This is a genomic window from Streptomyces sp. NPDC034084 (genome assembly GCF_055575535.1).
In genome coordinates, this window is the sequence record NZ_JBVISK010000001.1 from 1,208,604 (window position 1) to 1,222,859 (window position 14,256).

Genomic DNA, 14,256 nt, shown 5'->3' on the forward strand with positions numbered 1-14,256 from the left:
CCCTGAACTCCTGTCCTGAAGCGCAACCATGTATGCGGTGAGGCGATGGCATTCTCCATTCCTCACAACCGAACATAGCCCCTTCGGACGGGTGTCGGCACCCGGTACCGCGACATACCTCCGGACGGGTGCTTTCACCTCTCACCACCTGCAACGATCCAAGTTTCCGGCGAGTTCCGGTTTATTTCGAACGAGGCGGGAGAGGATGCGATCACAGCCGCCGCCCGCTGTTCGAAATCGCGCTGCGCGGAATCGGCCGGTAATCCGTGCGGTATTCCAGGAATGAACGGACGATGTGCGGCTCCGAGGGCGCGCGCCGCCTCCGCGAGCGAGGCCCCCGTGGTCATCAGATCGTCCACGAGGATCACCCGCCCCGCCGTCAGAAGCCGCGCGCCGCCCGGCACGAGCTCCAGCGCCCCGGCTAGGTTCGCGAGGCGTCCGCGCGCCCCGAGTCCCGCCTGGTCCGCCACGTACCGCCGCTGCCGCAGCACGGGCACGACCCTCGCCGGCCGCCCGTTCCGCCGCAACCGGGCCGCCGCGGCCAGCGCGATACGCCGCGTCGGATCGTGGCCACGGGCCCGTACGGAACGCCGTGACGAGGGCACGGGCACCAGGAGCAGCGGCCTGTCCGCAGGTCCGTCCTCGGGCCCGGCAGCGGCCTCCACGGCCCCGGCGAGGGCGCCGCCCAGAGGCCCGGCCAGCGGGAGCGCCCCGCGTTCCTTGTGGGCGAGGAGCAGCTGCCGCACGGCGTCGGCGTACGGCGCGGCGGCGTGGACCACGGGCAGCCCGGCCGGCTCGGGCGAGGGTCGCACCCGGCGCGGCGCCGCCCCCGCGAGCGCCTCCGCGCAGTCCGGGCACAACTCCGTCCGCGGTCTGCCGCAGCCTCCGCAGGCGACCGGCAGCACCAGTCCGGCGATCTCGCGCCACCACCCCCGCATGGCTCCACTGTGCGCCTCGGAACGCCTCCCGGCCACCCCTGTGGAAAACCCCGCCCAAAGCCCCCGAAGTACGTCAGGTACGACCCCGTGAGGAGCTCGGCCGAGCCCTGCGGGACCCGTCCTAGCCGGGGTAGACCGGCGAGAACCCCTTCTTCACCACCGGCTGCCAGTTCGTCCCCGGCGCCAGCCGGACGATGCCGTCGTCGACGGAATCGGCCACCACCGGCGCCGTGCCCAGGTGCGGCGCGGCCACCGAGGTCACCCCGTTCAGACCGGGGAGCACCGAGGTCGCCGACGTCGAGCCGTCGGTCTGCAGGTAGCGGATCTGCTGCACGCCGCCCGCCTCCTTGCCGACCACGACGAGCCGGCTCGGCCCCGCCCAGGAGACGGCCGTGACCGACTCCATCCGGGGGGCGGCGGACTGCAGACCGACGACCGAGACGACCGGCTCGTCGCCCGTCGTCTGCCGCTCGATCCGGCCGATCTGCAGGGTCGTGTCCTCGCCTCGCGTGACGACGAGCGCGATCCGTACACCGTCGGCGGAGACCCGCAGGGACTCGATACGGGTGTCGTCGCCAAGCCACGGCGTGTGGACCTCGACAGGGTGCCCGGTGCCGCCCGGGATCATCCACAGCCGGGGCGCGGCGGGGTCCCGGTCGGCGACCCACAGATCACCCCTGCCGTCCCAGCTGGGCGCGGACAGCCGGTCGTCCGGCCGGGCCGCCTTGCTGGTCAGGACCGGCGGCAGCGGGTCCTGCTCCGCGCTGATGGAGGAGACGAGCAGTTCGCGCCCGGTGTTCCCGACCCCGGCGGCGCGGGTCTCTCCCCGGTCGACGGCGACGGAGCGGAGCGGCATCGTGCCCTTGCCGAACGGCCCCGGCACCTCGACCGGCGCGTCCGCCTGCTTGCCTCCGACCAGGAGCATCGTCAGCTTTCCGTGGTCGTCGAGGAAGTACGGGTGCTCCTCGCGGTCGGTGTTCCGCACCGCCGCGAACTCGACCGCCTGTCCCCGGCCCAGCCGGCACAGCGACTGGCCGGACGAACCCAGGAGTTCGACCTGCTCGACGTTGACGGAGGTCAGGTCGCGCAGCGTGAACAGCAGCTGCGCCGCCATCCGCCGGCACGCCTCGCCGCCGGCCCGGTCCGCCTTGCGGTTGAGCGGCACCCGCAGCGTGGACTGGTCGTCCGTGGCCAGGGTGGTGACGCCGCTCTTGAGCTCCGTACCGGAGGGGAACTGCGAGTCGACGGCCGGCTTCAGCCAGTTCGTCGGGCCTTCGAGCAGCGCCTTGACCGTCTGCGTGACCGGGTCCATCCGGGTGACGGGGTCCTGCCGCTGACGGATGTAGACGGGGTCGGCGACGACCCAGTCCTCCCCCGAGGCGAAGTAGTACTTGTTGACCGAACGGTAGTTGCGGAGGAAGTCGGCCTCACCGAGGACCAGGCCGGGCGGAAGGCTGTCGATGCGCCACTCCTTGCCCTTGCCGTTCGCCGACGGCTGCTGCACGACGTGGATCGACTGCAGGTACGCGGCGGGGCTGTTCGGCTGGTAGGCGTGACGGGCGTCCACGGTCGCGATCTTGCGGCCGGAGAGCGGGAAGGCACGCCCCTGGTTCTCGGGGTCGGCGTTGCGGTCGGCCTGCTCGCGGTCGGGCGCGGTGGTGAGCACGGTGATGCTCTGCTCCGGCTTCCAGCTCTGCGCGGCCTTCTTCGTGAGGTACTTGCGGGCGGTGGCGAAGCCGGGGTCGTCACTGGTCATGGCTTCGAGGAAGCCGTCGACGATCTCGTCCGGGTCCGCGTTCTCCCGGGGGGCGACGGCGTAGACCCGCACCTGCGAGTCGCCCGTGTTGGAGCCCTTGACCCCCTGTACGTCCCCGCTGTCGGGCATCGTCGCGCACCCGGTCACCAGGAGTCCGCCGCACGCTGCGAGGACCACCGCGCGTGTACTCCGTCCCCGCCCCGCCTGCTCCGCTCGGGAGTCAGCGCCCACGTGTCCCGTCCTCCCGCTCCAGTGGCCCGTTCCCGCCGGCCGTCGTCGTACCCGTCCCGCCGCCGTCGCCCTCCGTCGCCGCGCGCGCCACGACCCGTGCGCCGCTGCCGGGCAGCGCCGTCGGATCGACGGTCGCCCGCGGCGGCGCGGGCAGCCTCGGCGGTACGGCGAGTGCCGTGCGGTCCCCGGCGGGCTGCGCCGGCACCGAGGTGAGCCGGCCACTCTCCTGGTCTCGTCCGGCGGCCGCCTGCTCGCGGTTGCGCCGTGAGTCCTCCGGCTCCAGCGGGATCGGGGAGCCCCGCAGCGGCTCGTCCGCGGTACGCGGCAGGGTGAGCCGGAACTGCGAACCGCCCCCCGGCTCGCCCCAGGCCTGGAGCCAGCCGCCGTGCAGCCGCGCGTCCTCGACGGCGATCGACAGGCCGAGGCCCGTACCGCCGGTGGTACGCGCGCGTGCCGGGTCGGCGCGCCAGAAACGGTTGAAGACCCGGGTGGCCTCGCCCGGCTTGAGTCCGACGCCGTAGTCGCGGACGGCGACGGCGACGGCTCCGCCGGCGGCGGCGAGCTTCACGACCACGTCACGGCCCTCGCCGTGCTCGACGGCGTTGACGACGAGGTTGCGCAGCACCCGCTCGACACGGCGGGCGTCCGCCTCGGCCACGACGGGCTGCTGATCGCCGAGGACCACGATCCGGGTGCCCTTGCGCTCGGCGAGGGGTTCGGCGCCGCCGATGACCCGGTGGACGACCTGGCGCAGGTCTATGGGCTCGGCCTCCAGGGCGGCGGCGCCCGCGTCGAAGCGGCTGATCTCCAGGAGGTCGGAGAGCAGCGACTCGAAGCGGTCGAGCTGGTCGCCGAGGAGCTCGGCGGAGCGTGCGGTGATGGGGTCGAAGTCGACGCGGGCCTCGTGGATGACGTCGGCGGCCATCCGGACCGTGGTCAGCGGGGTGCGCAGCTCGTGCGAGACGTCGGAGACGAAGCGCCGCTGCATCCGCGACAACTCCTCCAGCTGCTGGATCTTGAGCTGGAGGTTGGAGGCCATCTTGTTGAAGGCCTCGCCGAGACGCGCGATGTCGTCCTCGCCGGTGACCTTCATGCGCTCCTGGAGGCGTCCCGCCGAGAGCCGTTCGGCGATCCCGGCGGCCATCCGTACGGGCGTGACGACCTGGCGCACCATGAGCCAGGCGATGGCCCCGAGCAGGACGACGACGAAGAGCCCGGCGGTCGCCAGGGTGCCCTTGACCAGGGTGAGGGAGTCCTCCTCCTGGGTCAGCGGGAAGAGGTAGTACAGCTCGTACTGGTCGCCGTCTGCGTCGTTGAGCCGCTTGCCGATCACCAGGCCCGGCTCGGAGGCCTTGCCGCTGGTGTAGTGGATGCGCGTGAACTTCTGGAAGGTCCCGGTGCCCTGGGCGACCCATTGCCGCAGATCGGCCGGGATGCTCGTGGGCGGGTCGACCTCGCCGGAGGCGCGGGCGCCACGGCTCGCGGTGTCTCCGGTGTCGAGGGAGAGCGCGACCACGTTGAAGGCGCTCTGGCCACCGCTGGCGAGCTGCTCGACCAGCGTGGAACGCCAGTTCACGGAGGCACCGGTCCGTCCGCCGTCCTGCTGTCCGGGCGCCGAGGGGGTCGTCGCCGCCCGGTCCTGGGCGGCGGAGAACCCCCCGGCGGCCTGGCTCTGGGCTGCCCTCTCCTTGGCGTCGAGCAGGCCGTTGCGGACCTGCCCGATGACGACGAGGCCGAGCAGCAGCACCACTCCGAGGGACATCAACAGGGTGCCCGCGACGATCCTCAACTGGATGTTCCGCCGCCACAGCCGCACGGCGGGCAGCAGCGGTCGGCGGACCCAGCGCGCGAAGAGCCGCAGGACCGGCCCGCTCCGCGTCCCGTCCCGGAGAAGCCGTCCGTGGTTCAGCAGACGGCCGAATCGCGAGCCCCCCCGCCCCGGTCCGGCAGCCCGCCCCGTACGGACTCCCGGATCCCCGGGCTTCGGAGCAGCACTGCCCGTGTTCACGTCAGCTCGGCCCCGCCTTGTAGCCGACACCACGGACGGTCACCACGATCTCCGGGCGCTCCGGATCCTTCTCGACCTTCGAGCGCAGCCGCTGGACGTGCACGTTCACCAGCCGCGTGTCGGCGGCGTGGCGGTAGCCCCAGACCTGCTCGAGCAGGACCTCACGGGTGAAGACCTGCCACGGCTTGCGCGCCAGGGCGACCAGCAGGTCGAACTCCAGCGGGGTCAGCGCGATGGACTGCCCGTCCCGCTTCACGGAGTGCCCGGCCACGTCGATGACCAGGTCACCGATCGTGAGCTGCTCGGGCGCCGGCTCCTCGGACCTCCGCAGCCGCGCCCGGATACGGGCGACGAGCTCCTTCGGCTTGAACGGCTTCACGATGTAGTCGTCGGCGCCGGACTCCAAGCCCACGACCACGTCGACGGTGTCGCTCTTGGCCGTGAGCATCACGATCGGCACACCGGACTCCGCCCTGATGAGCCGGCACACCTCGATACCGTCCCTTCCGGGCAGCATCAGGTCCAGCAGCACCAGATCGGGCTTGGCCTCCCTGAAAGCGGCAAGCGCCTTGTCACCGTCCGCGACGAACGACGGCTCGAACCCTTCACCCCGCAGCACGATGCCGAGCATCTCGGCCAGTGCGGTGTCGTCGTCGACGACAAGAACGCGTCCCTTCATATCGACATCATCCCATTTCCGTATCAGTCCTAAGGCGACTGGTGAGATACCTCACTGACCTGTGGCGACGTCCAAGATCGGCCGCTGATGACCGTCCGTGTTCATGGGTGTCGATGTCAGTCACGGATGTCACCCCCGTGTCCCCCTGGTCGCGCAGAACCGTACCCCGCGCGGCCTTCCACGGCCCATGGGGCGGGTCAGGCCACTTCGCGGAAGCGGAGTGCTCGGGCCGTCACAGTCCGGGCCCACCAGGTCCCCTCCCTCCCCCAGCTCGCGCCGCGATCCCGTGGAAGACGGCCCACTCGGCCCGCCGACGCACGGTTCGCGCGCCCTGATCGGGCATCGGCACGGTCCGTCGTATGCCGCTCGCACAGCGGGGGTCCGGACGAAGGTACGAAGGAGATCACCGCTCCGGCCCACGGGCGGGCCCCGCGTGGCACGATGGCACCCGGCCCGCCGCCGTGTCAGGTGTCGGCCGCCGTGACCGAGCCGGTTCGCCGATCCGGCACCGCGACCAATCCTCCGAGGTGGACGACCGTGAACGACACTCCGGGCTGGACCTCGCCCGGATCCGCCCCCTCCGACGGCCAGGACGGCTCGGGGGTCCCCGCGTCCCCCGCCCCGCCCGCCGACGCGAACGGCTCCGCCACCCAGTGGTCCAAGGACCAGCCGCCCGCCGGCCAGTGGTCCCCGCCGACCGACCGGACGCCGTCTCCGTCCCCCGGCCCCGCCCAGAACTGGGGAACCCCGCCGCCGAACGTCCACTGGGGCAGGCCTCCGGCCGCGAAGCCCGGAGTCATCCCGTTGCGCCCGCTGGGCATGGGCGAGATCCTCGACGGCGCCGTGAAGACCCTCCGTACCTACTGGCGCACGGTCCTCACCATCAGCGTCACGATCGCGGTGATCTCCCAGGCCGCCAACATCCTGGCCCAGCGATACCTCGTGCCGACGGCCCCTCAGGTCAACCCGCACGCCACGCCCGCCGAACGCCTCGAGCAGTCCCTCGACTCGGCCCAGGCCTCCCTGATCGGCCTCAGCCCGGCCCTCCTCGTGACGATGATGGCCTCGCTCGTGAGCGCCGCCCTGCTGACCGTCGTCATCAGCCGTGCCGTCCTCGGCCGCCCCGTCTCGCTGGGCTCCGCCTGGCAGGAGGCCCGCCCGCGCCTGCTCCAGCTGCTCGGCCTGACCTTGCTGATCGCGGCCATGGCCGTCGCCATCGTCACCGCCGGCCTGCTCCCCGGCTACCTGATCGGCGGCGCCCCGGGCGTGGCCCTGACCTTCCTCGGAGGCCTCGGCGCCATCACGGCGGTCGTCTGGCTGATGATCCGCTTCAACCTCTCGTCCCCCGCCCTGATGCTGGAGCGCCAGGGCGTCGTCCGGTCGCTGAAGCGCTCGGCGAAGCTGGTACAGGGCTCCTGGTGGCGGATCTTCGGCATCACCCTGCTGACGCAGCTGCTGATCTCCCTCTTCGCCATGATCATCGCGATCCCGTTCACCATCGTCGGCATCGCGATCGACGGCGAGGGCTTCTCCGGCCTGCTCTCCGGGACCTCCACCACCTTCGGTTGGCCGTTCCTGATCGTCACGGGCATCGGCGGCGTGATCACCAGCGCGATCACCTACCCGATCTCGGCCGGCGTGACCGTCCTCCTCTACGTGGACCAGCGCATCCGCCGCGAAGCCCTGGACCTCGAACTGGCCCGTGCCGCGGGCCTCCCCGGCTACGGCCCCACCCCGGGCACCGTCGGGGGCTGATGCGGTGACGGTCACGGGGGGAACGGCCAGGGCACTGGCACGGCTGCACGCCGACGGCGACGTACCGGTGGACATCTCCCGCGTCCCCGCCCGCGAGGCGGCGGAGCGGGAGCTGTCCGACCCGAGGTACCACGAGAACGACCCGAGCCTCCTCCAGCGCGGCCTCGACCGCTTCTGGGAGTGGCTCGACGACCTGTTCGGCGCCGCCTCGAGGGCCACCCCGGGCGGCGTCCTCGGACTCGTCGTCATCGTCCTGGTCGCGGCTGCCCTCGCCGCCGCCCTCTGGTGGCGCCTCGGCACCCCCCACCGGGCACCCGGCGCCACCGGCGACTCCCTCTTCGCCGACGGCCCCCGCACCGCGGGGGACCACCGGGCGGCCGCCGCCCGCCACGCCTCCGCCGGCCGCTGGAACGAGGCCGTCCAGGAACGGATGCGTGCCATCGTCCGCGCCCTCGAAGAGCGCACCCTCCTCGAACCCCGCCCCGGCCGCACCGCCGACGAGGCCGCCGCCGAAGCCGGCCGCTCCCTCCCCTCCCACGCGGACGACCTGCGCCTCGCCGCCCGCACTTTCGACGACGTCACATACGGCGGCCGTACCGCCGACGAGCCCGCGTACCGCCGCGTCGAGGCGCTGGACACCGCCCTGGAGCGGACCCGCCCGGTCCTCGAGTCCGCCTCCACGGGGACCCACGCATGAGCCGCCCGGCCACCGGCACCACGTCGACCGCCCCCTCCGCCCGCCAGGTCTGGACCCGCGTCCGCGGCGCGGTCCTCGTCCTCGCCCTGATCCTGACCGGCGGCCTCGCCCTCGCGACGGTCCGGTCCACCGACGCCCACGGCGCCCTCGACCCACGCTCCTCGGACCCCCAGGGCAGCCGCGCCGTGGCCGAACTCCTCAAGGCCCGCGGCGTCACCGTCACCCTCGCCACCACCCTGGCGGAGGCCACGGCGGCGACCGCAGCCACGGGCACCGGCACCGGCACCACCCTCCTGGTCACCACGCCCGACCTCCTGACGGTCACTCAACAGACCACCCTCCGCGCGGCCATGGAGGACACCACCGCCCGCGTGGTCCTCGTCGGCGCCGGCCGCGCCTCCCTCGCCACTCTGGCCCCAGGCGTCACCAGCGCCCCGAGCACCCCGGTGAAGGAACGCGCCCCCGTCTGCACCCTGGAGGCCGCCGCCCGCGCCGGCAGCGTCGACCTCGGCGGCGAACGCTACGAGACCTCCCCCGGCACCGCCGCCGACGCCTGCTACCACTCCGACGGCCTGCCGACCCTGCTCCTCCTCCCCACCACAAGCAGCGGCACAGGCACCGCCACCACGGACACCGTCCTCCTCGGCTCGCCCGACATCCTCTACAACTCCCGCCTCGACCAGCGGGGCAACGCCTCCCTGGCCCTGCAACTCCTCGGCTCCGAGCCCCATCTCGTCTGGTACCTCCCCTCCCTCTCCGATGCCTCGGCCTCCGACGGCGCACCCGCCGACGACACCACGGGCAACTTCCTCGCCCTCATCCCCTCCGGATGGCTGTGGGGCGCCCTCCAACTCGCCCTCGCCGCTCTGCTCGCCGCGCTCTGGCGCGGCCGCCGCCTCGGCCCGCTGGTCACCGAGCGCCTTCCCGTCGCCCTCCGTGCCTCCGAGGCCACCGAGGGCCGCGCCCGCCTCTACCGCAAGGCGAACGCCCGCGACCGCGCCGCCTCCGTCCTGCGCGCCGCGACCCGCACCCGGCTCGCCCCGCTGCTCGGCGTCCCCGCACGGGACGCCCACTCTCCCGACCACCTCCTCCCCGCACTCTCCGCCCGTCTCCCCGAGACCACCGCGGACCCCAGGGGCCTCCTCTTCGGCCCGGCTCCCGCCGACGACGCCACCCTCATCCGCCTGGCGGACCAACTCGACGCCCTCGAAAGAGAGGTACGCACCTCATGAGCGCCCCGACCCCCGAGACCGCCACGGAATCGGACAGCGCCCGCGCCTCCCTGGAGGCCCTGCGCACCGAGATCGCGAAGGCAGTGGTCGGCCAGGACCCCGCCGTCACCGGTCTCGTCGTCGCCCTGCTCTGCCGGGGGCACGTCCTCCTCGAAGGCGTCCCCGGCGTCGCCAAGACCCTCCTGGTCCGCTCGCTGGCCGCCGCCCTCGAACTCGACACCAAACGCGTCCAGTTCACCCCCGATCTCATGCCGAGTGACGTCACGGGCTCCCTGGTCTACGACGCCCGCACCGCCGAGTTCTCCTTCCAGCCCGGCCCGGTCTTCACCCACCTGCTGCTCGCCGACGAGATCAACCGCACGCCCCCGAAGACCCAGTCCTCCCTCCTGGAGGCGATGGAGGAGCGCCAGGTCACGGTCGACGGCACCCCACGCCCCCTCCCGGAGCCGTTCCTGGTCGCCGCGACCCAGAACCCCGTCGAGTACGAGGGCACCTACCCGCTGCCCGAGGCCCAACTGGACCGGTTCCTGCTCAAGCTGACGGTCCCTCTGCCCTCACGCGCGGACGAGATCCGTGTCCTCACCCGTCACGCCGAGGGCTTCGACCCCCGCGACCTGAAGGCCGCCGGCGTCCGCCCCGTAGCGGGTCCCGCCGAACTCGAGGCGGCCCGGGCCGCCGTCGCCAAGGTCTCGGTCTCCGCCGAGATCGCCGGCTATGTCGTCGATATCTGTCGTGCCACGCGTGAATCCCCCTCACTCACGCTCGGGGTCTCTCCCCGAGGCGCCACCGCCCTGCTCTCCACCGCCCGCGCCTGGGCCTGGCTCACCGGCCGGGACTACGTCACCCCGGACGATGTGAAGGCCCTCGCTCTCCCCACCCTGCGTCATCGCATCCACCTGCGGCCCGAGGCCGAGATGGAGGGGGTCACCCCCGACTCCGTCATCAACGCGATCCTCGCCCACGTCCCCGTACCCCGCTGAGAACGGCGCCCCCATGGCCCTCACCGGACGAACCGCGCTGCTCGCCGCTCTCGGATCGCTCCCCGTGGGCATCCTCGCCCCCAGCTGGGCGGGGATGCTCGCGGTGAACGCGCCCCTCTCGCTCGCAATTCTGTGCGACTACGCCCTGGCAGCGCCAGTACGAACGCTCCAATTCACCCGAAGTGGTGATACATCCGTTCGACTCGGTGACGGGGCAGAGGTCCAGCTCACCGTCACCAACCCGTCCCGCCGCCGCCTCCGCGCCCAGCTCCGCGACGCCTGGCCGCCCAGCAGTCGGCCCCCGGGCGCCGAACAGGCCTCCTCCCGCCACCGCCTGACCGTCCCCGCCGGCGAGCGCCGTCGCCTCACCACGAGCCTGCGCCCGACGCGACGCGGCGACCGCCACGCGGAGCGGCTCACGGTCCGCTCGTTCGGCCCCCTCGGCCTCGCGGCCCGCCAGGGCCACCACGAGGTGCCGTGGACCGTGCGCGTCCTGCCGCCCTTCACCAGCCGCAAGCACCTGCCGTCGCGCCTGGCCCGGCTCCGCGAGCTCGACGGCCGCACCAGCGTGCTCACCCGCGGCGAGGGCACGGAGTTCGACAGCCTCCGCGAGTACGTCCCCGGTGACGACACCCGCTCGATCGACTGGAGGGCCACTGCCCGCCAGACGGCCGTCGCGGTCCGCACCTGGCGCCCCGAGCGCGACCGGCACATCCTGATCGTCCTGGACACCGGCCGCACGTCCGCGGGCCGCGTCGGCGACGTGCCCCGCCTGGACGCCTCCATGGACGCGGCTCTCCTCCTCACCGCACTCGCCTCCCGCGCCGGCGACCGCGTGGACCTCCTGGCCTACGACCGCCGCCTCCGCGCCCAGGTCCAGGGCCGCTCCGCCGGTGACATCCTGCCGGCCGTGGTCAACGCCCTCGCGCCGCTGGAACCCGAACTGGTGGAGACCGACGCTCGCGGACTGGCCGCCACGGCTCTGGCCCGCGCTCCCCGCCGTTCACTGATCGTCCTCCTGACCAGTCTCGACGCAGCCCCCATCGAGGAGGGCCTCCTCCCGGTCCTCCCGCAGCTCGCCCAGCGCCACACGGTGCTGGTCGCCTCGGTCGCCGATCCCCATGTCACGCGCATGGCCACAGCCCGCGGCACGATCGAAGCCGTCTACGAGGCCGCTGCCGCCACTCAGGCCCAGGCACAGCGCGCCCGTACTGCCGATCAACTCCAGCGCCATGGCGTCACGGTCGTCGACGCCACCCCCGACACCTTGGCCCCCGCCCTGGCAGACGCCTACCTGGCCCTGAAAGCAGCCGGCCGCCTTTGAGCCCCGGCGCAAGACCCCGCCAAAAGGGGATAAGGGCTCAGAACGCAGAAAAGCCCCGCACCATGAGGTGCGGGGCTTTCCCACAATGATTGTTCGGCGGTGTCCTACTCTCCCACAGGGTCCCCCCTGCAGTACCATCGGCGCTGAAAGGCTTAGCTTCCGGGTTCGGAATGTAACCGGGCGTTTCCCTAACGCTATGACCACCGAAACTCTATGAAGTTGAACTCGACCGGCAAAGGGAGTTCATTGCTTCAGAACTAACACAGTGGACGCGAGCAACTGAGGACAAGCCCTCGGCCTATTAGTACCGGTCAGCTCCACCCATTACTGGGCTTCCACATCCGGCCTATCAACCCAGTCGTCTACTGGGAGCCTTACCCTCTCAAGGAGGTGGGAATACTCATCTCGAAGCAGGCTTCCCGCTTAGATGCTTTCAGCGGTTATCCCTCCCGAACGTAGCCAACCAGCCATGCCCTTGGCAGGACAACTGGCACACCAGAGGTTCGTCCGTCCCGGTCCTCTCGTACTAGGGACAGCCCTTCTCAATATTCCTACGCGCGCAGCGGATAGGGACCGAACTGTCTCACGACGTTCTAAACCCAGCTCGCGTACCGCTTTAATGGGCGAACAGCCCAACCCTTGGGACCGACTCCAGCCCCAGGATGCGACGAGCCGACATCGAGGTGCCAAACCATCCCGTCGATATGGACTCTTGGGGAAGATCAGCCTGTTATCCCCGGGGTACCTTTTATCCGTTGAGCGACGGCGCTTCCACAAGCCACCGCCGGATCACTAGTCCCGACTTTCGTCCCTGCTCGACCCGTCGGTCTCACAGTCAAGCTCCCTTGTGCACTTACACTCAACACCTGATTGCCAACCAGGCTGAGGGAACCTTTGGGCGCCTCCGTTACCCTTTGGGAGGCAACCGCCCCAGTTAAACTACCCATCAGACACTGTCCCTGATCCGGATCACGGACCGAGGTTAGACATCCAGCACGACCAGAGTGGTATTTCAACGGCGACTCCACCATGACTGGCGTCACGGCTTCAAAGTCTCCCACCTATCCTACACAAGCCGAACCGAACACCAATATCAAACTGTAGTAAAGGTCCCGGGGTCTTTCCGTCCTGCTGCGCGAAACGAGCATCTTTACTCGTAGTGCAATTTCACCGGGCCTATGGTTGAGACAGTCGAGAAGTCGTTACGCCATTCGTGCAGGTCGGAACTTACCCGACAAGGAATTTCGCTACCTTAGGATGGTTATAGTTACCACCGCCGTTTACTGGCGCTTAAGTTCTCAGCTTCGCCCTGTCGAAACAGAGCTAACCGGTCCCCTTAACGTTCCAGCACCGGGCAGGCGTCAGTCCGTATACATCGCCTTACGGCTTCGCACGGACCTGTGTTTTTAGTAAACAGTCGCTTCTCGCTGGTCTCTGCGGCCACCCCCAGCTCAGAGTGCAAGACTCCTCACCAAGCGTGGCCCCCCTTCTCCCGAAGTTACGGGGGCATTTTGCCGAGTTCCTTAACCATAGTTCACCCGAACGCCTCGGTATTCTCTACCTGACCACCTGAGTCGGTTTAGGGTACGGGCCGCCATGAAACTCGCTAGAGGCTTTTCTCGACAGCATAGGATCATCCACTTCACCACAATCGGCTCGGCATCAGGTCTCAGGCTATATGTGTGACGGATTTGCCTATCACACGCCCTACACCCTTACCCCGGGACAACCACCGCCCGGGCTGGACTACCTTCCTGCGTCACCCCATCGCTTACCTACTACCACCTTGGGTCGACGGCTCCACCACTTTCCTTTCCCCGAAGGGTCCGGAACGGCTTCACGGCCTTAGCATTAATGGGCTCGATACTGGGCGTTTCAAAGCGGGTACCGGAATATCAACCGGTTGTCCATCGACTACGCCTGTCGGCCTCGCCTTAGGTCCCGACTTACCCTGGGCAGATCAGCTTGACCCAGGAACCCTTAGTCAATCGGCGCACACGTTTCTCACGTGTGTATCGCTACTCATGCCTGCATTCTCACTCGTGAACCGTCCACAACTCGCTTCCGCGGCTGCTTCACCCGGCACACGACGCTCCCCTACCCATCACAGCCTCCGTTGGGAGTACATGCTGCAATGACACGACTTCGGCGGTACGCTTGAGCCCCGCTACATTGTCGGCGCGGAATCACTTGACCAGTGAGCTATTACGCACTCTTTCAAGGGTGGCTGCTTCTAAGCCAACCTCCTGGTTGTCTCTGCGACTCCACATCCTTTCCCACTTAGCGTACGCTTAGGGGCCTTAGTCGATGCTCTGGGCTGTTTCCCTCTCGACCATGGAGCTTATCCCCCACAGTCTCACTGCCGCGCTCTCACTTACCGGCATTCGGAGTTTGGCTAAGGTCAGTAACCCGGTAGGGCCCATCGCCTATCCAGTGCTCTACCTCCGGCAAGAAACACGCGACGCTGCACCTAAATGCATTTCGGGGAGAACCAGCTATCACGGAGTTTGATTGGCCTTTCACCCCTAACCACAGGTCATCCCCCAGGTTTTCAACCCTGGTGGGTTCGGTCCTCCACGAAGTCTTACCTCCGCTTCAACCTGCCCATGGCTAGATCACTCCGCTTCGGGTCTTGAGCGTGCTACTGAATCGCCCT

The 14,256-nt window shown here is 70.0% G+C and carries 9 protein-coding genes and 2 rRNA genes; 5 read left to right on the forward strand and 6 right to left on the reverse strand.

Annotation, left to right across the window (positions count from 1 at the left end; all coding sequences use genetic code 11):
- Nucleotides 1-134: 134 nt before the first annotated feature.
- The 4 genes from ACZ51I_RS05460 to mtrA all read right to left on the reverse strand — a co-directional run bounded on the left by ACZ51I_RS05460 (nt 135) and on the right by mtrA (nt 5,612).
- The gene (locus ACZ51I_RS05460) at nt 135-938 is read right to left on the reverse strand and encodes a ComF family protein (RefSeq protein WP_468871644.1); all 804 of its coding nucleotides are present in this window, start codon (nt 936-938) and stop codon (nt 135-137) included.
- A 121-nt stretch (nt 939-1,059) separates the two neighbouring features.
- Entirely contained in the window at nt 1,060-2,925 is a 1,866-nt protein-coding gene (locus ACZ51I_RS05465; protein WP_468871646.1) for an LpqB family beta-propeller domain-containing protein, read from the reverse strand.
- A complete protein-coding gene (gene mtrB / locus ACZ51I_RS05470; protein WP_468871647.1) occupies nt 2,915-4,933 on the reverse strand; it encodes an MtrAB system histidine kinase MtrB in 2,019 nt (672 codons plus the stop codon). The genes ACZ51I_RS05465 and mtrB overlap by 11 nt, the downstream gene beginning before the upstream one ends.
- A gap of 1 nt (nt 4,934) precedes the next feature.
- Nucleotides 4,935-5,612, reverse strand: coding sequence for a two-component system response regulator MtrA (gene mtrA, locus ACZ51I_RS05475; RefSeq protein ID WP_010356958.1), 678 nt, complete (start codon nt 5,610-5,612; stop codon nt 4,935-4,937).
- A gap of 537 nt (nt 5,613-6,149) precedes the next feature.
- Between mtrA and ACZ51I_RS05480 the strand changes: the two genes are divergently transcribed.
- The 5 genes from ACZ51I_RS05480 to ACZ51I_RS05500 are packed head-to-tail and all read left to right on the forward strand — an operon-like array spanning nt 6,150 to nt 11,600.
- Nucleotides 6,150-7,367 (forward strand): DUF7847 domain-containing protein, encoded by a 1,218-nt coding sequence (locus ACZ51I_RS05480; protein WP_468871648.1) that lies wholly within the window; start codon nt 6,150-6,152, stop codon nt 7,365-7,367.
- A gap of 4 nt (nt 7,368-7,371) precedes the next feature.
- Nucleotides 7,372-8,064 (forward strand): DUF4129 domain-containing protein, encoded by a 693-nt coding sequence (locus ACZ51I_RS05485; protein WP_468871649.1) that lies wholly within the window; start codon nt 7,372-7,374, stop codon nt 8,062-8,064.
- Nucleotides 8,061-9,296 (forward strand): DUF4350 domain-containing protein, encoded by a 1,236-nt coding sequence (locus tag ACZ51I_RS05490; protein WP_468871650.1) that lies wholly within the window; start codon nt 8,061-8,063, stop codon nt 9,294-9,296. Before ACZ51I_RS05485 ends, ACZ51I_RS05490 begins: the two co-directional genes overlap by 4 nt.
- A complete protein-coding gene (locus ACZ51I_RS05495; protein WP_468871651.1) occupies nt 9,293-10,276 on the forward strand; it encodes an AAA family ATPase in 984 nt (327 codons plus the stop codon). Before ACZ51I_RS05490 ends, ACZ51I_RS05495 begins: the two co-directional genes overlap by 4 nt.
- 13 nt (nt 10,277-10,289) lie before the next feature.
- Nucleotides 10,290-11,600: a DUF58 domain-containing protein gene (locus ACZ51I_RS05500; RefSeq protein WP_468871652.1), complete on the forward strand. Its 1,311-nt coding sequence runs from the start codon at nt 10,290-10,292 to the stop codon at nt 11,598-11,600.
- Nucleotides 11,601-11,691: 91 nt separating this feature from the next.
- Here the strand turns inward: ACZ51I_RS05500 and rrf are convergent.
- Both rrf and ACZ51I_RS05510 read right to left on the reverse strand, forming a co-directional pair.
- Nucleotides 11,692-11,808: ribosomal RNA gene (gene rrf / locus ACZ51I_RS05505) — 5S ribosomal RNA — on the reverse strand.
- A 73-nt stretch (nt 11,809-11,881) separates the two neighbouring features.
- A 23S ribosomal RNA gene (locus ACZ51I_RS05510) occupies nt 11,882-14,256 on the reverse strand; the annotation flags it as partial.

Excerpts from the sequence above, each read along its gene's own strand:
- ACZ51I_RS05460 (WP_468871644.1), bottom strand. The coding sequence starts at position 938 with ATGCGGGGGTGGTGGCGCGAGATCGCCGGACTGGTGCTGCCGGTCGCC.
- mtrA (WP_010356958.1), bottom strand. The coding sequence starts at position 5,612 with ATGAAGGGACGCGTTCTTGTCGTCGACGACGACACCGCACTGGCCGAG.
- ACZ51I_RS05490 (WP_468871650.1), top strand. The coding sequence starts at position 8,061 with ATGAGCCGCCCGGCCACCGGCACCACGTCGACCGCCCCCTCCGCCCGC.
- ACZ51I_RS05495 (WP_468871651.1), top strand. The coding sequence starts at position 9,293 with ATGAGCGCCCCGACCCCCGAGACCGCCACGGAATCGGACAGCGCCCGC.
- ACZ51I_RS05500 (WP_468871652.1), top strand. The coding sequence starts at position 10,290 with ATGGCCCTCACCGGACGAACCGCGCTGCTCGCCGCTCTCGGATCGCTC.